This window comes from Lentzea sp. NBC_00516, from assembly GCF_036346835.1.
Lineage (GTDB): Bacteria > Actinomycetota > Actinomycetes > Mycobacteriales > Pseudonocardiaceae > Lentzea > Lentzea sokolovensis.
The window spans coordinates 8,833,281-8,856,155 of record NZ_CP107840.1; the positions used below are offsets into that span (position 1 = coordinate 8,833,281).

Below are 22,875 nucleotides of genomic sequence, written 5' to 3' on the forward strand. Positions count from 1 at the left end.
CCACATGCGACTGCTGGCGGTTCTGGTCCTGCTCGTGATCACGGTGATCCCGGCTCACGCCGCACCTCGGATCGTCGGCGGTGAAGTGGTGGACAACGCCGGTGAGGTGCCGTGGATGGTGGCGCTGACGACGTCGTCGGGCCACCAGTTCTGCGGTGGCGCGCTCCTCGGTCCCGGGCAGGTGGTCACGGCGGCGCACTGCGTCCAGGGCCGCACTCCCGGCTCGATCACCGTCGTCGGTGGGCGGCTCGACCTGCGCACCGACGGCGGATCCACCTCGGTCGCCACGTCGTACGAACTCGTCGACGGCTATTCGACTCCCTCGCGTGGCAAGGACATCGCCCTGCTGACGCTCGCCGAGCCGATGCCGTACCGGACGCTGCCGGTCGCCGCACCGGGCGTCTACATGAACGGCAGCGTCGGTGTCGTGTACGGCTGGGGGCGGCAGGCGGAGAACGACACGGCCAAGAGTCCGTTGCTGCACAAGGCCTACGTGCCGATCATGCCGGACGAGCAGTGCGCCGCGACCTACGCGCGCTACGACGCCCAGGCCATGTTCTGCGCGGGATATCCCGACGGCGGCATCGACGCGTGCGTCGACGACTCCGGTGGTCCGTTCGTGGTCGACGGCCGGTTGGCGGGCATCGTGTCGTGGGGCATCGGCTGCGCCCGTCCGAACGCGCCCGGCGTCTACACGCGCGTCACGACGTACCTGAGCGGAGTTTCCTGACCAGGTCGGCCCGGTGGCGCAGTCCCGCGCTCTCCGCTCGTTCGATCGCCTTGTCGTACAACGCTTCGTCCTGCGTCAACGCGGCTTTGCCCGCCAGCGCGCGCACCTCGATGATGCGGAACCCGGCGTCGGCCGCGCGGCGCAGCACTTCGTCGTACCCGGCGACCGACCGGTTGATCTCCGCGAGCACCAGGCAGGCGTCGACCTCGATGAACAGGTCGTCGTCGCCCGCCAGTTCGAGCGCGCGTTCGGCGTGGTCACGGGCTTCTTCGCGGCGGCAGACGGCGATGAGCAGCTCCGCGTACTCGACCCGCGCGGACATCTCGATCGGCCGCAGCCCGTGCCGGCGCGAAAGGTCGAGGGACTCGCTGAACGCGGCTTCCGCGTCCGCGTGCCGTTGCCGGGCCGCGAGCACCACGCCGAGGTTGTTGAGGCCGTTCGCGAGGTGCTGCCAGTCGTCGATCTCCCTGGCCAGTTCGACGGACCGGCGCAGCGCGTCCTCGGCGGAGGAGAGCCTGCCGAGTTCCAGGTCGACCAGCCCGAGGTTGCCGAGACCGCCGATCAGCTGCGACCGCATGCCGTTGGGCCCGTAGAGCTCGATCGCCGACGCGAGGTGCTCGCGAGCGCGGGCGAGGTCGCCGAGGTCGTGGTGGATCCCGGCGAGGATGTTGAGCGCGGTGGCCTCCGGGGCCTGCGCACCGGCGGCGCGGTACTCGTCGATGGCCCGTTCGCTGTGTTCGATCGCCGTCCGGTGCTCGCCGGACCGCCAGTCGAGGTAGGCGAGGCAGACCCGCATCGCCGCCGCGCGCCGCCCGGTCTCGCCGCCGTCCAACGCGGCGCGCGCGATCGTGCGCAGGTCGGCGTACTGGCCGGTGAGCAGCAGGTACGGCCTCGTGGCCACCACCAGCGCCGCGTCGGGGTGGTCCTCGGCGAGCGCGACGAGGTTCGGCCGTTCCGCCTCGAACCAGGCCATCGCCGCGTCGCGGTCCGCGAACGCGACGGAGTCCGGAGTGGACGGAAGCAGCCGGGTGAAACCGACCTGCAGCTGTGCTTCGGCGCCGTCGGCCCGCCTGAGGTACCAGTCGAACACCGTCTGCCGGTCCTGCTCGGTCGCCCGTTCGTGCGCGTAGAGGCGCAGCAGGTCGTGCAGCTGGTAGCGGTTGTTGTTCTGCTGCACCAGGTTCGCCGCGACCAGCTCGTCGGTCGCGGCGCCGGCCAGGTCGCGCGGGATGTCCGGGCCGGGCACCGCGCCGAGGAAGTCGAACGTCCTGCGCGCCCGCGGCGAGAGCTTGCGGTACGAGAGGTCGAACGTCGCCTGCACGGCCGTGTCGTCGTCCTCGATCTCCAACGCTTCGAGGCGGTGCTCGCGCAGCTCCTCGACGTAGTCCGGCAGGTGCCGCCCGGCGAGGTTCGCCCCGGCGATCCGCAACGCCAGCGGCAGCCGCGCGCACAGCCCGATCAGCTCGCTCGTGTCCCCTTCGACCCGCATGCCCTTGAGCAGCTCCCGTGCCTCCTGCTCGGCCAGCACGGACAGGTTGACCTGCGCGAACTGCGGCAGGTCCTGGCGGCTCGTGATCAGCGCGGCGCAGCCGGGGGCGGCCGGCAGGAGGGGCTCGATCACCTCGGCGGTCGCGTTGTCGAGCACCACCAGCACCCGCCGGTTCCGCAGCAGCTCGTGGTAGTCGTCGTTCGGCCCGCCGCCCAGCGCCTTCACGAACCTTTCCAGGGCCTGCCCGACCGTCATCGCCGGCCCGGTGGAGAAGCCGCGCAGGTTGACGTAGAGCTGCCCGTCCGGGAACTCGGGCCGCAGCCGGTGCGCCTCCCTGATCGCGAGCACGGTCTTGCCGACGCCGGGCAGCCCGGTGATCGCCCGCACCGGCGCGTCGATCAGCTCCAGCCGCGCGATCTCTTCTCTTCTGCCGACGAAGTCCGGCAGGTCCGCGGGCAGCTGGCACGGCGCGGGCGGCCGCGGCACCAGCCGGTACCCGGTCGGTTCGGTGATCACCTGCTCGATGCCGCGCAACCGGCTGACCAGCGTCCGCAACGCCGCCCGCGGATGCATCGGCGGCTCGTCCGGCCACACCTCGGCGGCCAGCACGTCGAACGGCACGGGCTCGCCGGGACGTGCGGCCAGCGCGTCCCGCAGTGACTGCAGTCGATCCGCCACGAACCCGATCGTAGGTCCGTAGCGTGCGGGGCATGGGGAAAAGATCATTGGGTGTCGTCGCCGCCATCGCGGCCGCGCTCACCCTGGGGGCAATGACCACAGTTCCCGCGAGCGCCGAGCCCGCCGGGAACCCGATCATCGAGGTCAAGGGCGTCGCCCGCGACCAGTGCATGACCTCGGCCAGGAGCAGTTACTTCCAGGTCGAGATGGCTGCCTGCACCGGCGCGGACACCCAGCGGTGGGAGAAGGTCGGCCTGCCGAACGGGCAGTTCTTCCTGCGCAACGTGGCCGACCGGTGGTGCGTCGACGGGGAGTTCTCCCTCGTCACGGACCGGTGCGACGAGAACGACCGGCACCAGCGCTGGGAGTTCGTCACCGACGCGTCCGGGGCGACGAGGCTCAAGCTGGCCACGTGGAACGGGTACGCCGACACGACCTGGTACGACGAGTACGACCTCAAGATCATCCCGGACACCGAGCAGGACAGCGACCACCAGCGCTGGGTCGTGACCGAGGTCGGTTCGGTGACGCCGCTGCCGGACACCACCGGTGCGCTGGTCACCCTGGAGAACTCCCGGTGGTGGGCTGTCGAGAAGACCGACAACTGCGCCGGCGGTGCCGCCATGGCCGTGTGCCCTGGGGCGCCGTACCAGCGGGTCGAACTGGGCGGTGGGGTCATCCAGCTCAAGGTGGGTGAGCGCTGCCTGCGTCCCAAGCCGGGGACGACCGCGGTGCAGAGCGTCGACCTGGCAGGGGACTGCGCCACGACCGATCCGCAGCAGCGGTGGCAGGTGGAGGGGCCCGACCTGTTCGGCGGCTACCTGCTCCGCAACGTTGCCAAGGGCAACTACCTCACGCCCGGTTCGCCCCTGTACCTGTACGACAGGATCCCCCGGAACCCGCAGCTCCAGCGGTGGTACTTCCACCTCGCCGCGTGAGCTGACTAGAGCACCAAGCCGACCGACATGGTGAGGAAGACGGCCGCGCAGACAGCGTCGAGCGCGGTCGTCACACCGGGTCGCTTGAGCTTCCCGGCCACCCGTGAGGCCGCCAGAACGATCATCAGCTCCCACACCGCCGCCAGTCCGAGGAACACGACGGCGAGCATCGCGAGCTGAGGCGCCGGTTCACCCGATCCGATGAACTGTGGCAGGAACGCGAGCGAGAACAGGATCATCTTCGGGTTCGTGATGTTGGTCAGGAAGCCCTGCCGGAACGGCCGCGTGCTCATGACCTCCTCCGGCTCGCCGCCGGAGCGCTTGATCAGGCCGCGCGTGATGGAAATCGCCAGGTAGAGCAGGTAGCCGGCGCCGATCCAGCGCAGCGCCGTGAGCACCATCGGGTACTGCGCGAGCACCACTCCGAGACCCGAGATCACCAGTGCGACCTGGACCGCCGCGGCCGAGTGGATGCCGCCCAGCGCGAGCAGTCCGGCGCGGGTGCCCGACCGCAGTGACGTGCGCAGCAGCAGGAACGCGTCGACACCGGGGGTCACGATGACGACCGCGCACGCGATGAGAAAGGCCGGAACCTGGCCGAAGTCGAACAACACCGTACATACCCCCGTGATCTAAGTCATAGACCGCAAAATCTCCGGCCTGATGGGACATTAACACGAGAATCTCCGGTTTTGACGCCGTCCTAGCGCGATCGCTACCGTTGGTGACCGATCGTCCACCTGGCGCAACGAGGAGTGGTCCGTGAGGGGTAAGCGGTGTGCCGTGCTGGTAGCGGTGATCGCGCTGGTCAGCGGTGGTTCGTCCGCTGATGCGATCGTTGGGGGGACACCCGCGCGGGTGGCCGACACCCCGTGGGTTGTGGCGATCACCACCACGGACGGTCAGCTGATCTGCGGTGGCGCGCTCGTCGCCCCGGACAAGGTCATGACGGCCGCGCACTGCGTGACGCTCAAGGGCGTGCTCGGCAAGAACCAGCGCCCCGCCGAGCAGCTGCGCGTGGTCGCCGGCCGCACCGACCTGCGGGACAAGGCCGAAGGCGTCGACGCGGCGGTCGCGAGCGTGTGGCGGCACCCCGACTACGTCGAGGTCACCAAGGGCGACGACGTGGCGATACTGACGCTCGCGAACCCGGTGCCGTACCGGACGATCGCGCTCGGCGAGGTCGGTGACGACGGCGTGGTGCTCGGCTGGGGCCGCACCGCCGAGAACACCCCGCCCGCCATGTCGCTGCGCAAGGTGACGGTGCCGATCCTGTCCGACTCCGAGTGCCTGCTGAAGGAACCGGACTACCGGCCGGGCGCGATGCTGTGCGCCGGGCGAGGTGGCCGGGACGCCTGCACGGGCGACTCCGGCGGGCCCCTCGTGGTGCGCGGCAGGCTCGCGGGCGTCGTGTCGTTCGGCCGCGGCTGCGCACGCGCAGATGAACCTGGTGTCTACACCCGGCTCGCTCACTACCGGCAGACGCTGGGCTTCTGATATCCACGACCAGGTGCGAACCACACAGTTTCCGGCCACCCTGCGCCGTCAGTGGGGACTCGACCTGAGCCCCGCCCAGCTCTACGCGATCTTGCGGCTGCGCCAGGACGTTTTCGTCGTGGAGCAGAACTGCGTCTACGCGGACGTCGACGGTCGCGATCTCGACCAGGGCACACGGCATTTCTGGCTGGAGTCCGAGGGATCACACGAGCCGCTCGCGTACCTGCGACTGCTCGAAGAGGCAGACGGCACGTTCCGCGTCGGACGCGTCGCCACCGCGCGCATGGCCCGTGGCCGCGGCTTCAGCCGTCGCCTCATGCAGGCCGCGCTGGTGGACATCGGCACCGCGCCGTCAGTGCTCGACGCGCAGACGTACGTCGCCGACTTCTACGCGTCGTTCGGGTTCGTCGCCGAGGGCGCCGAGTTCATCGAGGACGGGATTCCACACCTGCGGATGCGGCGCTCTCCCTGATCACGCGCACCGCGCGCTCGATGTCGGCCTCGGTCAGATCGGCGCGCGCGGTGAGCCGCAGCCTGCTGATCTGGTCCGGCACCGACGGCGGCCGGAAGCAGCCGACGACGACACCGCTCGCGCGGCAGTTCTCGGCCCACTGGAACGCCTGCTCCGGCGACGGCGCGCGCACGCTCACCACGGCCGCGGTCGGCGTGCTGACCTGGAAACCGGCTTCCTTCAGGCGGTTGCTCAGGTCGTGCGCCACGGTCAGCGCCCGTTCGGGACGGTCGGGCTCCTCGCGCAGGATCTTGATCGCCGCGAGGGCCGCCGCCACGCTGCTGGGCGCGAGACCGGTGTCGAAGATGAACGGGCGCGCGGTGTCGATCAGGTGCTTGATCACCCGGCTCGGGCCGAGGACCGCACCGCCCTGCGCACCCAGCGACTTGCTCAGCGTCAGCGTGGTGATCACGTCCGGCGCCTTGATGATGCCCGCCTCGGCGACCGCGCCCCGGCCACCGGGTCCGACGACACCGAGTCCGTGCGCGTCGTCCACGACCAGCGCCGCACCCGTCGCGCGGCAGGCCTCGTGCAGCTCGTTCAGCGGGGCGATGTCGCCGTCGACGCTGAACACCGAGTCCGTGACGACGATCGCGCGCCGCTTGCCGCGCGTCTCCAGCGCGTGCCGGACCTTGCCGACGTCGCAGTGGTCCGCGACGACGACGTCGGCCTTCGACAGGCGCGTGCCGTCGATCAGCGACGCGTGGATGTGCTGGTCAGCGACGATCGCCGTGCCGGGGCCCGTCAGCGCCGTGACCGCGGCGAGGTTCGCCATGTACCCGCTGCTGAACACCAGCGCGGACTGCGAGCCGCAGAAGTTCGCGAGCTCGAACTCCAGCTCGGCGTGCAGCTCCGTCGAGCCCGTGACCAGGCGTGATCCCGTCGAGCCGGAACCCCACTTCAGCGTGGCGGCGGCCGCGGCACCCGCGACGCGCTTGTCCTTGGCGAGCCCCAGGTAGTCGTTGCTCGCGAGGTCGAGGTCCGTCGAGTCCGACGTGCGCGGCCGCAGCCGCCGGCTCAGGCCAGCCTTGACTCGCGCTTCGGAGCGGGTGTCGATCCAGTCGAGCGTCGACTCACCACCACTGGAAATCGCCTCAGTTGTGCTCACGGTCACCGCGTGAGTCTCCCATCCGCCCGCTAGCGTGCCGCTCGTGGACCTGTTCACCTTCACGCGCGCCGAACTCACCTCGCCGGTGCAGTTCCTCGGCGGACGCTGGGTGGTGTCGGCCTACGACGACGTCCGCGCCGTGCTGGCCGATCCGGTCACCTACCTGCCCGACAACGCGCTGACCGCCGTGACTCCGGTCGGCACGGCCGCGTTGCGTTCCCTGGTTCGCGCCCGCTTTTCCCTGCCGCCGACCTTGGCGAACAACGGTTCCGACTCGCACGCTCAGTTGCGCCACCTCGTCGCGTCGTTCTTCACTCCGGCTCGCGTTGCCGCTGCGGAGCCTCGCATCCGTTCCCTGGTTTTGGAACGGCTGGGTGGCACGGATCTCGTGCGCTCGCTCGCGTGGGACCTCCCGGCGATCGTGCTGATGGACCTGCTGGGGCTGGAGAACGTCGACATCCCGACGTTGAAGCGGTGGAGCTCCGGGTCGCTGGAGTTCTTCTGGGGCGACGTTTCGCGTGAACGGCAGCTGGAGCTGGTCGACGACGTCGGCGACTTCCACCAGTGGCTGATCAAGCGCTACCACGCCCGTGACGGCGAGTTGTTCTGCGCGCTGGCCGATGCCGGAGTGTCCGCTGAGGACTCCGCCGGCCTGTGCTACTTCCTGCTGATCGCGGGCCAGGAGACGACGACCCAGTTGTTGTCCACGGCGTTGCGCCGGGCGTTGCAGGACCGCGCGTTGTGGGCGCGTCTGGGTTCGCCTGGTGTGGCTGAGGCTTTCGTCGAGGACGTGCTGCGGACCGAGACGCCCGTGGTGACGTGGCGGCGGCTGACCGCGCGTGACGTCGTGCTGTCCGGTGTGCGCGTGCCTGCCGGTGCGGAGCTCGTGTTGTTGTTGAGCGGCAAGGAGACCGATCCCCGGCATCTGGCGTTCGGCTACGGCCGTCACTTCTGCCTCGGCGCCGGGCTGGCTCGGTTGGAGGCCGCGGTGACGTTGCGGACGGTGGCCGAGCACGAGCCGTCGTTGCGGCTGGACGGCTCGCAGCCGGAGTGGCTTCAGCTGCTGTCGTTCCGGGCGCCCCGGTCGGTCACGGTCGCGCGATGAGCTTGCCCGTCGTGGTGCGGGCTTCGAGCGCACTGTGCGCCTCGGCGATCTCGTCGAGCCGGTAGACGTCGCCGAGGATCGGTTTGAGCTGTAGCTCGAACACCTCTTCCGGCGTGACGTCGCGGGGCAGGCCCATGACCGCGACGCCCTTGCGGAAGATGTCGCTCGCCGTCACGTCCAACGGCTCGCCGCTCGCGTAGCCGAACACGACCATGCGGCCGACGCCGTCCTTGAGCAGCTCGAACGCGCGTTTCCCGACCTCGCCGCCGATGGACTCGAAGACGACGTCGACCGGGTCGAGGCCGTCCCAGTCGTAGCCGAGACCGCCCTTGCTGGACGCCGCGAGCACGGTCGCGCCCGCCCGTTCCGCGAGCTGCACGAGCAGACCGCCGACGCCACCGGACGCCGCCTCCACGAGCACCCGATCGCCCGGTTGGATGCGGGCCGCCTTGGCTGCCGCGACCGCCGTGGTGCCCTGCAGCAGTAGAGCAAGGGCTTCGTGGTCGCTCACGTCGTCGGGCACGTCGATCGGGTGCTCGACGACGGCCTTGGTGGCGTAGGCCCCGTCGCGGGGCACACCCATGACCCGTCGGCCTTCTCTTGTGGTGCCAACGACTTCCGAGCCGAGGGTGACGGGAAGCGATGGTCCCGGATACCACGGGAACAGCTCCTTGCCCTTGCCCCGGCGGATCACCGTCTCGCCGTAGTTGAGCCCGATCGCGGTGACGTCGACGAGCGTGTCGCCGGCCGGATCCGGCACCTCCTCGACCTTCAGCACCCCGGGCCCGCCGAACTCGTGGAACCGCACTGCCTTCATTCGCTGCCTCCCCTGGATAAGCGGACCGCTGGTCCGTTTGCTAGAATACGGACTGCCGGTCCGCTCGTGTCAAGGGAGAGTTCGTTGGAACGTGCCGATGCCGCCCGCAACCGGGCCGCGATCCTGGCCGCCGCCACCCGGCTGATCGGCGAGCGCGGCATCGACGCCGTGTCGGTGGAGGACGTGGCCACGGCGGCAGGCGTCGGCAAGGGCACCGTGTTCCGGCGGTTCGGCGACAAGGCGGGCCTGGTCAGGGCCGTGGTCGACGAGACGGCCGCCTCCTGGATCCAGACGGCGTCGCTGGAGTGCCGCTCCGCCGGAGAGTTCGCCGGCACGCTGTTCGACCACGTGCTCGCGTCGTTGCCGCTGGTCATCGCCGTGGAACGGACGACGGTGCGCAGCTGCGAGGGCAACTTCCGGATCACCGTCGAGCGGCTGGCCCGGCTGGTCGGCTCGACGTTCAAGGCGCACACCGTGCTGGCCGTGCTGCGGGGCGAGCACATCGAGTTCCTGCTGGCCCAGGGCATGACGGCTCAGGAAATCAGGGCAGGCGTTATCTCGCTCGCGGACACGCTCGCCGCTGAGGTTTGATGCGTTGGTGATGAACCGACAGCTCTCCGGAACCCGCAAGAAGACGCTCCTGGAGAGGCTCGGCCCGGTTCCGGACGTCGACCCCGACCGCTACGGCGACGGCGGCCCGGTGGGCGCGCTGGAGACGCGGGTCGCACAGCTCCTGGGCACCGAGGCCGCGCTGTTCGTGCCGACCGGGACCATGGCGCAGCAGATCGCGCTGCGGTGCTGGGCCGACCGCACGCACAACCCGATCGTGGCGATGCACCCGCAAGCCCATCCGTTGAACCACGAGGACGACGCGCTGACCGTGCTGTCCGGTCTGCGCCCGATCAAGGTGGCGAACTCCGAGGTCGCCACCTGCCCGGAGCCGTACGGGACGCTGCTGCTGGAGGTGCCGGACCGCGAGGCCGGTTTCGTCCTGCCGACCTGGGACGAGCTGACCTCGCTCGTCGACGCGGCCCGCGAACGTGACGCGGTCGTGCACCTCGACGGCGCCAGGCTGTGGGAGAGCACCTTCGGCCTGGGCAAACCGCTGCCCGAGATCGCGGGCCTGTTCGACTCGGTCTACGTGTCGTTCTACAAGTCCCTCGAAGGCATCTCCGGCGCGGCGCTCGCCGGCACCCAGGACTTCGTCGACCAGGCACGGGTGTGGCGGCACCGGTACGGCGGCATGCTGTTCCAGCAGTGGCCGGCGGCGCTGTCCGCGTTGCACGGCCTGGACACCGTGCTGCCCCGGCTGGGCACCTACGTCGAGCACGCCAAGGTCGTGGCCTCCGCCATGGGCCTGCCCGAGCCGCACACCCACCAGTTCGCGCTGCACCTGCCCGGCGACCCGCAGCGGCTGACCGAGGTGAGCGGCAAGTTCCTCGGCAACTTCTGGCGGGACGGCATGCTCGCGAAGAACGAGATCACGATCGCCGAGCCCGCGCTGGAGTGGACGGCGGACGAGGTCGCGGAGGCCTGGGCGGAGTTCCAGAGCCTGATCTAGGGCGACGTCGCTCAATCGTGTCGCCAAGCCTTCTGTCACGATCAGATCTCGGGATGTGATCAGGAGGCAGTTCGGCATGACCGCCCACGTGTTCGTGGACGAGACCAAGGAGAAGGGCTACCTGGTCACTGCTGCCGCGTTGGTGCCCGGTGACCTCGCGTCCGCTCGTCGCATCGTCCGAGGCCTGATCATGGCCAACCAACGGCGCATCCACTTCCACAAGGAGTCCGACCAGCGGAGGAAGCAGATCCTCGACGTCGTCGTGGAGATCGCGTCCGAGGTCACGATCTACGACGGGTCAGCGCACGCCCGCCGGCGCCAGCGTGATGCCTGCCTCGTTCGCCTGGTCGCCGACCTCGCCGGTTCCGGTGTCTCGATGCTGGTGCTCGAACAGGACGATTCCGTCCTGGAGGCGGACAAGAAGCTGCTCTACCGCTGTGTTCGAGATCTCGGCTGTCACGACACGCTCGTCTACCGGCACCATCGCGCCCACGAGGAGCCCTTGCTGGCGTTGCCCGACGCGATCGCGTGGTGCTGGCATCGCGGTGGGCACTGGAAGAAACGAGTGGAGCCACTGGTGACCGCGGTGGAAGTCCTCTGAAAACCGCGAAACCCGGCCCACCCACCGTCCGGAAGGCTGCCGGGTCCACTTCACAGCGCTAGTGCGACTGCGCAAGCCAAGACTACCGCATTCCTGACGCGACGTCGCTCACCTGGCTGTTGGACCCGGCGGTGCGAAATGCGACGATGCCGGGGCTGTGAGGGGAGTGCGAGGAAGCCGGTGCGAATCCGGCGCCGTCCCGCGACTGTGACCGGTAGTGAGAGAACCGGGAGTCAGGAACTCGTTCCCCTCTTGATCACCGACCGCGGGCGTGGACACCCGAGGAAGGACTTCGCCGAGCATGTTCCCCTTTTCGGCTGTCGTCGGCCATGACGACCTCCGGCTTGCCCTGCTGTTGAACGCCGTACATCCCGGTATCGGCGGCGTTCTCGTCCGCGGCGAGAAGGGGACCGCGAAGTCGACCATCGTGCGTGCCCTCGCCGCGCTTCTGCCCGAACTGGACGTGTCTCGAGCCTGCCGTTTCGGCTGCGTGCCCGGCAGCACCGACTGCCCCGACGGGCCCCACGACGGCGTCGAACGGCGGCCGGCCAAGCTCGTCGAGCTGCCCGTCGGCGCCACCGAGGACCGACTGGTCGGGTCGCTCGACCTGGAGAAGGCGCTGACCGAGGGCGTCCGGGCGTTCCAGCCAGGGCTGCTGGCCTCGGCGCACCGGGGCGTGCTCTACGTCGACGAGGTCAACCTGCTGCACGACCACCTGGTCGACCTGCTGCTCGACGCCGCCGCGATGGGGCGCGCGCACGTGGAACGCGAGGGTGTGTCGGTCTCGCACCCGTCGCAGTTCCTGCTGGTCGGCACCATGAACCCCGAGGAGGGCGAGCTGCGGCCGCAGCTGCTCGACCGGTTCGGGCTGACCGTGGCGGTGAAGGCGGCGCGGGACGTGAGCGTGCGCACCGAGGTGATCCGGCGCCGGCTCGCCTACGAGGCCGACCCCGTGACGTTCGCGGCGAAGTGGGAGGCGGAGGACGCGAAGCTCAAGCAGCAGATCGCCGACGCCCAGCAGAAGCTGCCGCGAGTGTCCCTTCCGGACAGTGAGTTGCGCCGGATCGCCGCTGTCTGCGCGGCTTTCGAGGTCGACGGCATGCGCGCGGACCTCGTCGTCGCCCGTGCGGCGACTGCCCACGCGGCGTGGCGAGGTGCCGAAAGCGTCGAGGAGACCGACGTCGAGACCGCGGTCAGGCTTGCCCTGCCGCACCGGCGCCGCCGCGACCCGTTCGACGAGCCCGGCATCGAGGAGCAGCAGCTCGAAGACGCGATGCGCCAGGCCGCCGAGCACGCGGAAGAGCCGGACGAGGGCCCGGACGACGACGGTCCCGGCGGTGGCGAGCTGCCCGAGCCGCAGGAAGGCCCGAAGGGCAACGGGAACGCGCCCGGCGACCGTCCGGCACCGGAGCCGTCGCCCGCGTTCAAGGCACGCCTGCTGGAGGTCCCCGGAGTCGGGGAGGGCGCGCCGGGCAAGCGTTCCCGGGCCCGCGCCCGCACCGGCCGGATCGTCCGATCGTCCAAAGTGGACGGCAACGGGCTGCACCTGGTCGACACGCTCACGAACGCCGCGCCGCACCAGCGAGCGCGTGGCCGCAGTGGCCCCGGACTGCTGCTCACCGCCTCCGACCTGCGCAAGGCGGTCAGGGAGGGCAAGGAGTCGAACCTCGTCCTGTTCGTCGTCGACGCGTCCGGCTCGATGGCGGCGCAGAAGCGGATGTCGGCCGTCAGCGGCGCGGTGATCTCGTTGCTGCGCGACGCCTACCAGCGCCGGGACAAGGTCGGCGTGGTGACGTTCCGCGGCACCCAGGCCGAAGTCGCTTTGCCTCCGACGACCTCCGTGGACGCGGCGGCCACCAGGCTCAAGAAGATGCGCACCGGAGGCCGGACCCCGCTTGCGGACGGCCTGATGAAGGCCCACCGCGTCCTGGAGATCGAACGGATGCGCGACCCGCAGAAGCGCCCGCTCGTCGTGCTGCTGACGGACGGCCGCGCGACGTCGTCCGGCCTGGGCGGCGACCCGACCAAGGACGCGCTCAAGGCCGCGACCCTGCTCGAGAAGACCGCTGTCGTGGTCGTCGACTGCGAACAGGGCCACGTCCGCCTCGGCCTCGCGCAGAAGATCGCCGAGGCGTTGCAGGGCACCTGCGTGAAGCTCGACCAGCTCAGCGCCGACCACCTCGCCGGCGTCGTCCGGGCCGCGTGAGTTCGCGCCAGACTCCGGGCGACCTCACCGGAGTCTGCGGAGCAGCGACCAACGAGCAAGGAGAACCCAGTGCCTCAAGGACAACCCACCGAGGTGCCGAAGGACGGCCTGACCACCCGGCAGCGCCGCAACCGGCCGTTGCTGATGCTGCACACCGGTGAGATGAAGGGGAAGTCGACGGCGGCGTTCGGCATGGCGCTGCGCGGCTGGAACCAGGGCTGGGACATCGGCGTGTTCCAGTTCGTGAAGTCCGCCAAGTGGAAGGTTGGCGAGGAGACCGCGTTCAAGGCGCTCGGCCGGCTGCACGACGAGACCGGCGAGGGCGGCGCGGTCGAGTGGCACAAGATGGGCGAGGGCTGGTCCTGGACCCGCAAGCAGGGCACCGAGGACGACCACGCCACCGCCGCGCTCGAGGGCTGGCACGAGATCCAGCGCCGGATCAACGCCGAACGCCACGGCTTCTACGTGCTCGACGAGTTCACCTACCCGCTGCACTGGGGCTGGATCGACGTCGACGAGGTCGTGGAGACGCTGGCGAACCGGCCCGGCCACCAGCACGTCGTCATCACCGGCCGGTACGCGCCGCAGAAGCTCATCGACGCCGCCGACCTCGTGGTGGAGATGACCAAGGTCAAGCACCCGATGGACGCCGGGCAGAAGGGCCAGCGGGGGATCGAGTGGTGAACAGGCTGGTCGTCGCGGCCCCGGCCTCGGGCAGCGGCAAGACCACCGTCGCGACGGGCCTGATGGCCGCGTTGCGCCAGGCCGGGTCGCGGGTCGCGCCGTTCAAGGTGGGACCCGACTACATCGACCCCGGCTACCACTCGCTCGCCACGAACAGGCCGGGCCGCAACCTCGACCCCGTGATGGTCGGCGAGCACCGGATCCCCGGCCTGTTCGCGCACGGCTCCAAGGGCTGCGACATCGCCGTCGTCGAGGGCGTGATGGGCCTGTTCGACGGCCGCATCGACACCGCCGGCATCGGCTCGACCGCGCACGTGGCCAAGCTGATCAACGCACCCGTGCTGTTCGTCGTGGACGCACGCGGGCAAAGCCGGTCGCTCGCCGCGCTGCTGCACGGCTTCCGCGGCTACGACCCCACAGTCCGGCTCGGCGGCGTGATCCTCAACCAGGTCGGCTCGGAACGGCACGAGCAGGTGCTGCGGTCGGCGTGCGACGAGGTCGGCCTCGACGTGCTCGGCGTGCTGCCGCGCGATCCGCAGTTCTCCTTGCCCTCACGGCATCTGGGGCTCGTGACGGCGGCGGAGCACGGTCCGGAGGCCGTCGCCGCGGTCGACGCGATCGCCGCCGCGGTGGGCAAGCACGTCGACCTCGACGCGGTGCGCAGGCTGGCCTCGTCGGTGCCCGCGATGGCCGTCGCCGCGTGGGAACCCCAGGTCGACCGCGTCGCGAACGAACCGGTGGTCGCCGTGGCGGGCGGAGCGGCGTTCACGTTCGGCTACGCCGAGCACGTCGAGGTGCTGAAGGCGGCGGGAGCGGCCGTCGCCGTCGTCGATCCGCTCCACGACGAAGACCTTCCGGAGGGCACGGCGGGCCTCGTCCTGCCCGGCGGATTTCCGGAGCAACACGCGGAAGCTTTGTCAGGCAACGCGAAGTTGCGCGAGGCAGTGGCTCGGTTCGCTCGTTCGGGTGCGCCGGTCCACGCCGAGTGCGGAGGGTTGCTGTACCTCGCGAGATCACTGGACGGGCACCCGATGTGCGGCGTGCTCGACGCCGAGGGGTTCATGACCCCGAAGCTGACCCTCGGTTATCGGGACGCGGTGGCCTCCGCGAGCTCACCGCTGCACCCGCCGGGCAGCCGCGTGACCGGCCACGAGTTCCACCGGACCCAGCTGTCCACACCGCACTCCACCCCGCCCGCGTGGCACTGGCGCGGCGTCGATTCACGGCCCGTCGCCGAGGGGTTCGTGGTGGGCGGCGTGCACGCGTCGTACCTGCACACGCACCCCGCCGGTGATCCGGAGGCCGTAGCCCGATTCGTGCGGGCCTGCCACCCGTTCGTGGCAGGAGTGGCAGACGGTACGGTCATCGCTTAAGTCTCTCCCCGAAACCCCCTGTGGAGCTGTCGTGACGACGACCGGTCGGGTCTCCTTCGTCGGCGCCGGTCCCGGTGCCGCCGACCTCATCACTCTCCGAGGCGCGCGCCGCATCGCGGAAGCCGACGTCGTCATCTGGGCGCCCGCGGCGGTGGACCTCGAGTGCGTCCGCGAGCACGCCCGCGCCGACGCCGAACTGGTCGACTTCTCGCGCGTCACGCCCGAGGAGATCACGGATGTGTACCGCCGTGCCGCCGCGTCGCGTCAGGTCGTCGTGCGCCTGCACTCGGGCGACGCCGCGACCGGTGGTGGCGTCCAGGAGCAGCACGACCTGTGCGTGCGTCTCGGTCTCGAGGTCGAGGTCGTGCCGGGTGTGTCCGTCGTCGCCGCAGCTGCCGCCAAGATCGGCCGCGAGCTGACGCTGACCGAGGCGTCGTCCACCGTGCTGATCTCGCCGGAGAGCAGCGAGCTCGTGAGCGAGTTCGCCGCGCTGCAGACCACGATGGCCGCCACGGTCTCGGGCGCGCGCACCGGCCAGTTCGTGGAGAAGCTGCTGCAGGGCGGGTACTCCGAGGCCACGCCGGTCGTCGTCGCCTACAAGGTGAGCCAGGCCGACGAACTGATCGTGCACACCACGGTCGGCGAGCTGGAGTCGGTGGTGAAGCAGCACAAGCTGTACCGCTCGACGCTGTTCCTCGTCGGTGCCGCGGTGAAGGCGTCCACGCGTCGTGTCTCGGCCTCGGCGACGACGTCGGTGGACGAGCCGCTGCGCGCAGCCCGCCCGACCCGCTGGTCCCGCCGCGCGGCCTCGCGCATCGCGACCCGCGTGGACGAGCCCATTCCCACGTCCGCGCCCGCTCCCGCCACCGCGCCCGTCGCCGAGCCGAACCCGGCGTGGACGGCGGTGGAGGAAATACAACAGTCGGTGCGCAAGCCCGCCGAGGAGCCCGCGCCGAAGCCGAAGCTGGTGGTGGTCGCGGCGGAGAAGCCGAAGCCGCCGACGGTCCGCGCATCGACGGCCACTCCCAAGAAGCGGCCGACCGCCCGTAAGCCCAAGCGCACCGCCGGCAACTGATGTCGGTCGAGAAGCTGCTGGAGGCAGCGGGCCGCCCCGTCGAGATCGTCGACGCGGCGGACGGCCTGCGCCCCGCGCTGAACGTGTGCCGCGCCCGCTCCGCCGTGCTCGTCAAGCTGGCCGACGGCATCGGGCCCGCCGAGATCGGCGCGGGCCTCGCGGGCTGGCGCCGCTCCCTGATCGTGCAGGACTCCGGCGAACTGACCACTGTGGACCCACGGGACGCGGTGACGAGGCGCTGGACCGCACCGGACGCCGTGTTGTGCCTGGCGGACAACGAGTTCCTCCGCGCGACCGACGGCTGGGCGCTGCCGGACGACGCCTTCGGGAGCCGCACGCACGTGCTCGGCGCCGAGGTCCGCGCGTTCGTGCTGGCCCGCCTCGCCCCCCGTCCCGGCGTGCTGGTGTGGGACGTGCTGGCCGGTTCCGGCGCGGTGGGCGTCGAGTGTGCCCGGCTGGGCGCCGCGGTCATCGCGGTCGAGCCGGATCCCGTGCAGTGCGTGCGCATCATCGCGAACGCCTCCGCGCATGGCGTCGATGTCCGCGTCGAGGAAGCCGAGCTGGACGCGCCTTCGTTGCCGCGCCCGGACGCGGTGTTCGTCGGCCGCGGCAACCTGAGCGCGGTCAAGGCGAGCGCGGCGGCCTCGGCCAAGCGCGTCGTCATCGCGACGGAGGGTGTGGACGAGATCGTGCCCGCGCGCGACGCGTTGCAGGCCGCGGGATACGAGGTCGAGGGCGTGCACTGGACCGCCTCACGTCTGCTGGATTCCGGATTCGCGCCGGCCGTACCGGTGACCGTGTTGTGGGGAACCAAGAAGTGATCGGCGTGTTCGCCGGTGCCGCCCACCGTGGTGACGCCGCAGATCTGGCCGGTCTGCTCGGTGCCGACGCGGTCGTCCCCGACGGTCCCGTCAAGCCCGCCGTCCGCGGCCTTTGGTCCCGGCTGGGCGCGGTCGTGCTGTTCCTGGACGCGGCCACCGCGGTCCGGTTGATCGCGCCCTTGTTGCGGGACAGGCGATCCGACCCCGCCGTGGTGTGCGTGGACGAGCACTTCGTCGTCGCGCTGGCCGGTGACGTGGACGTGTTCGCCCGCCACGTCGCGGACCTGCTGAACCGCACGGCCGTGGTGACCAGCGGCCCGTCCATCGACTCGGTGCTGGACGAGCTGGTCGAGCAGCTCGACGCCACCGCGGACGGCGACGTCGCGGCCTGCACCGCCGCCATCGAGGCGGGCGAGCTGGTCGTGCTGCGCAACCCGTTGAACTTCCCGCTGCCCGCGCTGCCGCCCAACGTCGTGGCGGGTGGCGAGGACGCGACGTGGGTGATCGTCATCGACGACCGGGCCGCCGCGACCAAGGACAACGTGCTGCGGATCGTGCCGCGCACGCTCGTCGTCGGTGTCGGCTCGACGCGCGGTGCGTCGGCCACGAGCGTGGGCGCCGCACTGTCGGAACTGGACACCCACGGCGGTCTGGATCTGCGTGCCATCAAGGCATTCGCGACGGCGGACGCCAAGGCGGACGAACCCGGCATCGTGGACGCCGTGGAGGACTGGGGTTTCTGGCACGGCGACACCGCCGAGCTGCTGACGTTCCCGACCGAGGAGCTCGCCGAGATCGGGGTGCCGAACCCGAGTTCGGTGGTGCGCAACTCGATGGGCACCGCGAGTGTCGCGGAGGCGGCCGCGTTGCGGGGCGCGCGCAGCATCGGCCACGGTGGTCAGATCGAGCTGGCGGCCGAGAAGTTCAAGCGGGACAACGTGACCGTGGCCGCGGCACGGGTACTGCCGCGCGGCAGGCTCGCACTGGTCGGGCTCGGTCCCGGCTCCGCCGAGGAGCGCACGCCCCGTGCGGAGGCGGAGATCCGGCGCGCCGCGTTCGTGATCGGGACGCCGGAGGCGATCGACGCCGTCGGGCCGCTTCTGCGCTCTGGCACCGAAGTCGGCCACGAGGGCGCGTGCGATTTGGCCTCACGTGGGGCCGCGGTCGCGTTCGTCGCTTTTGGAACCGGACCAACGCTGGACAATCCGGTCGAAGCCGACGTAATTGTTGTTCCCGGAGTATGGGAACGCTGATGTTTTTCCTTCTTTCGTAGGGTCTCCGCTGAAGTTTTCTTGATTAGCGTCGCCATGCACACGGCCCACCCCTGCACCGGGCCCGAAAGCACTGGAGACCGGCATGAGAGCCCGTCGTCTCGTCGCTGTCGCCTGCACCGCCGGCGTCGCGCTGTCCCTGCTGACGATCACCGCCCAGGCCGCCGCACCCAAGGAAGGCCTGCGGCTGCTGACCGTTCGCGACTCCCTGACCGCCACGCACACCTGGTACGAGCAGACGTTCGACGGAAAACCCGTGCTGGGCGCCTACTACGTCGAGCACGTCGACAAGGCGACCGGTGTGAAGACCGTCGACGACGGCCGGCTCGCCGTCGGCTCGGTCGACGTCACCCCTGCCGTGACCGCTGAGGACGCCAAGACCAAGGTCAGTGCCCCCGAGGGCGCGAACCTGAAGGTGCTGCCCGGCACCGGCCTCGTCTACGAGGTGATCTCCGACAACGGCAAGGGATCCGAGCGCACGCTGGTGCACGCGGAGTCCGGTGCCGTCGTGAAGACCGAGAGCCTGGTCAAGCACGCGAACGGCACCGGCAAGGTGTTCAGCCCGAACCCCGTTGTCTCGCAGCAGAACCAGAACCTGAAGGACGCCAACGACGCCGACTCGGCCGTGCCCGCCGCCGCGTACAAGTCGGTCACGCTGTCCGATCTGGACGGTTCCGGCTACCTCAAGGGCAGCTACGCGACGATCACCGGCGCCAAGAGCAAGCTCGCGTACAACAAGAGCAACAAGTTCGAGTACACGCGGAACAACGACTTGTTCGAACAGGTCAACGCCTACTGGGGCGTGACGGAGGCGCAGAAGTACATCCAGAGCCTCGGGTTCAAGAACATCAACAACGAGGCGCAGAAGATCACCACGCTGGGCCTCACCGAGGACAACTCGTTCTACGACCCGTCGAAGGACCAGATCACCTTCGGCACCGGCGGGGTGGACGACGCCGAGGACGTCGAGGTGGTGTGGCACGAGCTCGGCCACGCGATCCAGGACGCCCAGGTACCGGGCTTCGGCTCGTCCCTCGACGGCGGCTCGATCGGTGAGGGCTTCGGCGACTGGTGGGCGTTGGTGCTGTCCTCGCGTGACTCGCAGGACACGGCCAAGGCCCCGCTGGCGTGCATCATGGACTGGGACTCGACCTCGTACACGACCACGACGCCGCACTGCATCCGTCGTGCCGACACCGAGCTGAAGGTGGGCGACCGCCAGAACGAGGTGCACTTCGACGGCCAGATCTGGTCGCGGGCGCTGTTCGACGTCTACAGGGCGTTCGGCCGGGACAAGGCGGCGAAGATCGTGCTGGAGTCGCAGTTCTCCTACACGCCGAACACGACGTTCAAGGCTGCCGCCGAGGCGACCGTCGCCACGGCCAAGAAGCTCTACGGTGACGCGGATGCCGCCACGGTTACGGCCGCGTTCAAAGCTCGCGACATCCTCAAGTAGGTCAATTGTGAAGTCGGACATGTGCGACTAATGGCGGTTACGCCGCCGAATCTCCGCCCGTGACGCTGTGTGTGCCGCTGCTGTACACCCTGCACACACAGTGTCATCGGGAAGGACTGGCAAACATGGCGAAAACCCTGCATCGCCTGATCGTGTCCGTCGTGGTGTCCGCTCTCGCGAGCATCTTCTTCATCGCCCCGGCCAACGCGAGCGACGTGTCGCCGATGATCGTCGGCGGTACGCGAGCGAGCACCTCGACCTATCCGTGGGTGGTCTACCTGGCCTCGACCTCCGGTTCGCAGTTCTGCGGAGGCACGCTGACGAAGGCCAACAAGGTCGTCACGGCCGCACACTGCGTGAAGGGCAGTTCGGCCTCCAGCGTGCGCGTCGTGCACGGCCGTGACGACAAGCAGAGCACCGCGGGCACGGTCGCGAACGTGACCAAGATCTGGGTGCACCCGAGCTACACCACCGCGACCGCCGGGTACGACGTGGCCGTGCTGACGCTGGACCGCAACATCAGCTCGGCCACCATGCCGCTGGCTACGCCGTCCGACACCGCGCTCTACACGGCCGGCAACTCCGCGCTGATCCTCGGCTGGGGCACCACGTCCTCGGGCGGTTCCGCCTCGCGGTACCTGCTCAAGGCCAACGTGCCGCTGACCTCGGACTCGACCTGCAAGACCGCGTACTCGCAGTACAGCAACAGCTCGATGATCTGCGCGGGCTTCCCGCAGGGCGGCACCGACACCTGCCAGGGCGACTCCGGTGGCCCGCTGGTGTTCGGCGGCAAGCTCATCGGTGACACCTCGTGGGGCCGCGGCTGCGCCGGTGCCGGCTACCCCGGCGTGTACGGCCGGATCGCCACGTACTACTCGGCGATCACCGCTCAGCTGTAAGCCGTCGTTTGTCTGTTGCAGGGTGCGTGCCTTGGCGCGCACCCTGCACGCATGCCTGATCTGGAAGCTGTGCCGGAAGACTGGTCGAGCGCGCTGGTCGTCGTCGCTCATCCCGATGACATGGAGTACGGCGGTGCGGGCGCCATCGCGCGGTGGACCGCTCAAGGCAAGAACGTGGTGTACCTGCTCGCGTGCCGTGGTGAGAACGGCATCGACTCGATGGAACCGAGTGTCTGCGGTCCGTTGCGGGTCGCGGAGCAGATCGCGGCGTGCGTGGCCGTCGGCGTGACCGACGTCGAGTTCCTCGACCACCCGGACGGCACCATCGAGTACGGCCTTCCGCTGCGGCGCGACATCGCGGCCGCCATCCGCCGGCACCGGCCGGAGATCGTGATCACGGGCAACTACCGCGAGACCTGGCCCGGCGGCGGCCTGAACATGGCCGACCACATCGCCGTCGGACGCGCGACCGTCGACGCGGTGCGGGACGCGGGCAACCGGTGGATCTTCCCGGACCTCGGGCTGGAAAAGTGGGAAGGCGTGAAGTACGTGGCGGCGGCGTCCTCGCCGTTGGCGACGCACGCCGTGGACATCACCGACTCGTTCGACGCTTCGGTGGCCTCTCTACGCGCGCACAAGGCGTATCTGGAGGCGTTGAGCGGCGACATGGCGGATCCGGAGCCGTTCCTGAGGCAGATGGCGGAGGCGGTGGGGAAGCAGTTCGGAGGGGGCCTCGCGACCTCTTTCGAGCTGCTGGCGCTGTGACCATGTTCCCTTCGGCTGGACACGGCGTGTCCGGTGTGGATGCTTCTACGCATGCCCTTTGAACAGCACTACCTGGCCGGCCTCGACCTGCGGGGCCGGCGCGTCCTCGTGGTCGGCGGAGGCACGGTCGCGCAGCGCCGTCTACCTCGCCTGATCGCGTCCGGCGCCGTCGTCGAGCTCGTGTCGCCGTCCGTCACACCCGCCGTGCAGGGCATGGTCGACGCGGGAGAACTGACGTGGCACGAGCGGCGTTATGAGGCTGGAGACGTCGAGGGCGCGTGGTACGTGGTGGCGTGCACGTCGAACGTCGAGGTGAACACGCAGATCGGCGAAGAAGCGCTCTCGCAGCGTGTGTTCTGCGTGCGCGCGGACATCGCCGTCGAGGGCACGGCCGTGACGCCGGCAACGGGCACGCACGACGGCATGTTGATCGGCGTGCTGGCGGGTGGCGAGCACCGCCGGTCGGCTTCCGTGCGGGACGGGCTCGTGGCGGCGTTGCGCGACGGGCGCATCGCGGACCAGGCCGCTCCGCCGGTCGGCGTGGCGCTGGTGGGTGGCGGACCCGGTGATCCCGAACTGATCACCGTGCAGGGCAAGCGATTGCTGGCTCACGCGGACGTCGTCGTGGCCGATCGGCTGGCACCGCGCGAGCTGCTGGAGGAGCTGCCCGCGCACGTCGAGGTCGTGGACGCGGCGAAGATCCCGTACGGCCGTGCGGCGACGCAGGAGTTCATCAACCAGACGCTGATCGACCGCGCCAAGGAGGGGAAGTTCGTCGTCCGGCTCAAGGGCGGCGACCCGTACGTCTTCGGGCGCGGTTTCGAGGAACTGCTGGCGTGCGCCGAGGCCGGGATCCCGGTGACCGTGGTGCCGGGCGTGACGTCGGCGTTCGGTGTGCCCGCCCTGGCCGGTGTGCCGGTGACGCACCGAGGCGTGGCGCACGAGGTCGTCGTCGTCTCTGGTCACGTCGCGCCGGACGACCCGCGCTCTCTCGTTGACTGGTCCGCGATCGCACGCCTTCGCGGCACCGTCGTGCTGATGATGGCTGTCGAACGGGCCGGTGCGTTCGCCACGGCGTTGATGGAAGGCCGTCCCGGTTCGACCCCCGTCGCCGTGATCCAGGAGGGCAGCACGGCATCTCAGCGCGTTCTGCGGTCCACTTTGGACTCCCTGGGTGCCGACGTGAAGGCGCACGAGATTCGTCCTCCGGCGATCATCGTGGTCGGCCCCGTCGCCGGGATTGCTTCCGCAAATAGTTAGATAAGTTTCTTTACAAAAGCCGCGCATCCG

22 protein-coding genes and 1 riboswitch are annotated in these 22,875 nt (G+C 70.0%); of the genes, 18 read left to right on the forward strand and 4 right to left on the reverse strand.

The genetic code is table 11. The features are described 5' to 3' along the window. The first annotated feature begins 4 nt into the window (after positions 1–4). Positions 5–730: a S1 family serine peptidase gene (locus tag OG205_RS41005; protein WP_330273172.1), complete on the forward strand. Its 726-nt coding sequence runs from the start codon at positions 5–7 to the stop codon at positions 728–730. Here the strand turns inward: OG205_RS41005 and OG205_RS41010 are convergent. Further along, positions 702–2,897: a tetratricopeptide repeat protein gene (locus tag OG205_RS41010; RefSeq protein WP_330273173.1), complete on the reverse strand. Its 2,196-nt coding sequence runs from the start codon at positions 2,895–2,897 to the stop codon at positions 702–704. The two genes, OG205_RS41005 and OG205_RS41010, sit on opposite strands and share 29 nt — an antisense overlap. Positions 2,898–2,929: 32 nt before the next feature. Between OG205_RS41010 and OG205_RS41015 the strand changes: the two genes are divergently transcribed. Then, on the forward strand, positions 2,930–3,835 hold the full coding sequence (locus OG205_RS41015) for a hypothetical protein (RefSeq protein ID WP_330273174.1): 906 nt from the start codon (positions 2,930–2,932) through the stop codon (positions 3,833–3,835). 5 nt (positions 3,836–3,840) lie between these two features. Here OG205_RS41015 and OG205_RS41020 read toward each other — a convergent pair whose 3' ends face one another. Then, positions 3,841–4,449, reverse strand: coding sequence for a LysE family translocator (locus tag OG205_RS41020; RefSeq protein ID WP_330273175.1), 609 nt, complete (start codon positions 4,447–4,449; stop codon positions 3,841–3,843). A gap of 148 nt (positions 4,450–4,597) precedes the next feature. Here OG205_RS41020 and OG205_RS41025 point away from each other — a divergent pair, with 148 nt between their 5' ends. Next, a complete protein-coding gene (locus tag OG205_RS41025) occupies positions 4,598–5,332 on the forward strand; it encodes a serine protease (protein WP_330273176.1) in 735 nt (244 codons plus the stop codon). A 13-nt stretch (positions 5,333–5,345) separates the two neighbouring features. Next, positions 5,346–5,804, forward strand: a complete 459-nt coding sequence (locus OG205_RS41030; protein ID WP_330273177.1) for a GNAT family N-acetyltransferase — start codon at positions 5,346–5,348, stop codon at positions 5,802–5,804. Here OG205_RS41030 and OG205_RS41035 read toward each other — a convergent pair. Further along, positions 5,758–6,951, reverse strand: coding sequence for an 8-amino-7-oxononanoate synthase (locus tag OG205_RS41035; RefSeq protein ID WP_330273178.1), 1,194 nt, complete (start codon positions 6,949–6,951; stop codon positions 5,758–5,760). The genes OG205_RS41030 and OG205_RS41035 overlap by 47 nt on opposite strands. Before the next feature lie 43 nt (positions 6,952–6,994). Here OG205_RS41035 and OG205_RS41040 point away from each other — a divergent pair, with 43 nt between their 5' ends. After that, positions 6,995–8,056: a hypothetical protein gene (locus OG205_RS41040; RefSeq protein ID WP_330273179.1), complete on the forward strand. Its 1,062-nt coding sequence runs from the start codon at positions 6,995–6,997 to the stop codon at positions 8,054–8,056. On the opposite strand, the gene OG205_RS41045 is transcribed toward OG205_RS41040, so the two are convergent. After that, positions 8,040–8,873 carry a quinone oxidoreductase family protein gene (locus OG205_RS41045; protein WP_330273180.1) on the reverse strand — a complete coding sequence of 278 codons (834 nt, stop codon included), beginning with the start codon at positions 8,871–8,873 and terminating at the stop codon, positions 8,040–8,042. The two genes, OG205_RS41040 and OG205_RS41045, sit on opposite strands and share 17 nt — an antisense overlap. Before the next feature lie 84 nt (positions 8,874–8,957). Between OG205_RS41045 and OG205_RS41050 the strand changes: the two genes are divergently transcribed. The 13 genes from OG205_RS41050 to cobA all read left to right on the forward strand — a co-directional run bounded on the left by OG205_RS41050 (position 8,958) and on the right by cobA (position 22,845). Beyond that, positions 8,958–9,464, forward strand: coding sequence for a helix-turn-helix domain-containing protein (locus OG205_RS41050; protein ID WP_330273181.1), 507 nt, complete (start codon positions 8,958–8,960; stop codon positions 9,462–9,464). Between the two features lie 10 nt (positions 9,465–9,474). Beyond that, entirely contained in the window at positions 9,475–10,434 is a 960-nt protein-coding gene (locus tag OG205_RS41055) for a threonine aldolase family protein (RefSeq protein ID WP_330278338.1), read from the forward strand. Between the two features lie 76 nt (positions 10,435–10,510). Then, positions 10,511–11,035, forward strand: coding sequence for a hypothetical protein (locus tag OG205_RS41060; RefSeq protein ID WP_330273182.1), 525 nt, complete (start codon positions 10,511–10,513; stop codon positions 11,033–11,035). Positions 11,036–11,182: 147 nt separating this feature from the next. Continuing rightward, a riboswitch (cobalamin riboswitch) is annotated at positions 11,183–11,298 on the forward strand. A 38-nt stretch (positions 11,299–11,336) separates the two neighbouring features. Continuing rightward, positions 11,337–13,241, forward strand: a complete 1,905-nt coding sequence (locus tag OG205_RS41065) for a putative cobaltochelatase (RefSeq protein WP_330273183.1) — start codon at positions 11,337–11,339, stop codon at positions 13,239–13,241. A gap of 69 nt (positions 13,242–13,310) precedes the next feature. Next, positions 13,311–13,925: a cob(I)yrinic acid a,c-diamide adenosyltransferase gene (cobO, locus tag OG205_RS41070; RefSeq protein ID WP_330273184.1), complete on the forward strand. Its 615-nt coding sequence runs from the start codon at positions 13,311–13,313 to the stop codon at positions 13,923–13,925. Beyond that, on the forward strand, positions 13,919–15,298 hold the full coding sequence (locus OG205_RS41075) for a cobyrinate a,c-diamide synthase (RefSeq protein ID WP_330273185.1): 1,380 nt from the start codon (positions 13,919–13,921) through the stop codon (positions 15,296–15,298). Before cobO ends, OG205_RS41075 begins: the two co-directional genes overlap by 7 nt. 31 nt (positions 15,299–15,329) lie before the next feature. Further along, the gene (locus tag OG205_RS41080) at positions 15,330–16,373 is read left to right on the forward strand and encodes a cobalt-precorrin-4/precorrin-4 C(11)-methyltransferase (protein ID WP_330273186.1); all 1,044 of its coding nucleotides are present in this window, start codon (positions 15,330–15,332) and stop codon (positions 16,371–16,373) included. Next, positions 16,373–17,194, forward strand: coding sequence for a hypothetical protein (locus tag OG205_RS41085; RefSeq protein ID WP_330273187.1), 822 nt, complete (start codon positions 16,373–16,375; stop codon positions 17,192–17,194). Before OG205_RS41080 ends, OG205_RS41085 begins: the two co-directional genes overlap by 1 nt. Next, on the forward strand, positions 17,176–18,447 hold the full coding sequence (locus OG205_RS41090; RefSeq protein WP_330273188.1) for a cobalamin biosynthesis protein: 1,272 nt from the start codon (positions 17,176–17,178) through the stop codon (positions 18,445–18,447). Before OG205_RS41085 ends, OG205_RS41090 begins: the two co-directional genes overlap by 19 nt. 103 nt (positions 18,448–18,550) lie before the next feature. Then, complete coding sequence (locus OG205_RS41095; protein ID WP_330273189.1) at positions 18,551–19,921, forward strand: M36 family metallopeptidase; 1,371 nt, start codon at positions 18,551–18,553, stop codon at positions 19,919–19,921. 125 nt (positions 19,922–20,046) lie between these two features. After that, complete coding sequence (locus OG205_RS41100; RefSeq protein WP_330273190.1) at positions 20,047–20,820, forward strand: S1 family peptidase; 774 nt, start codon at positions 20,047–20,049, stop codon at positions 20,818–20,820. Between the two features lie 51 nt (positions 20,821–20,871). Continuing rightward, positions 20,872–21,585, forward strand: a complete 714-nt coding sequence (locus OG205_RS41105; protein ID WP_330273191.1) for a PIG-L deacetylase family protein — start codon at positions 20,872–20,874, stop codon at positions 21,583–21,585. Positions 21,586–21,636: 51 nt separating this feature from the next. After that, entirely contained in the window at positions 21,637–22,845 is a 1,209-nt protein-coding gene (gene cobA / locus OG205_RS41110; RefSeq protein WP_330273192.1) for a uroporphyrinogen-III C-methyltransferase, read from the forward strand. The last annotated feature ends 30 nt before the right edge of the window (positions 22,846–22,875 follow it).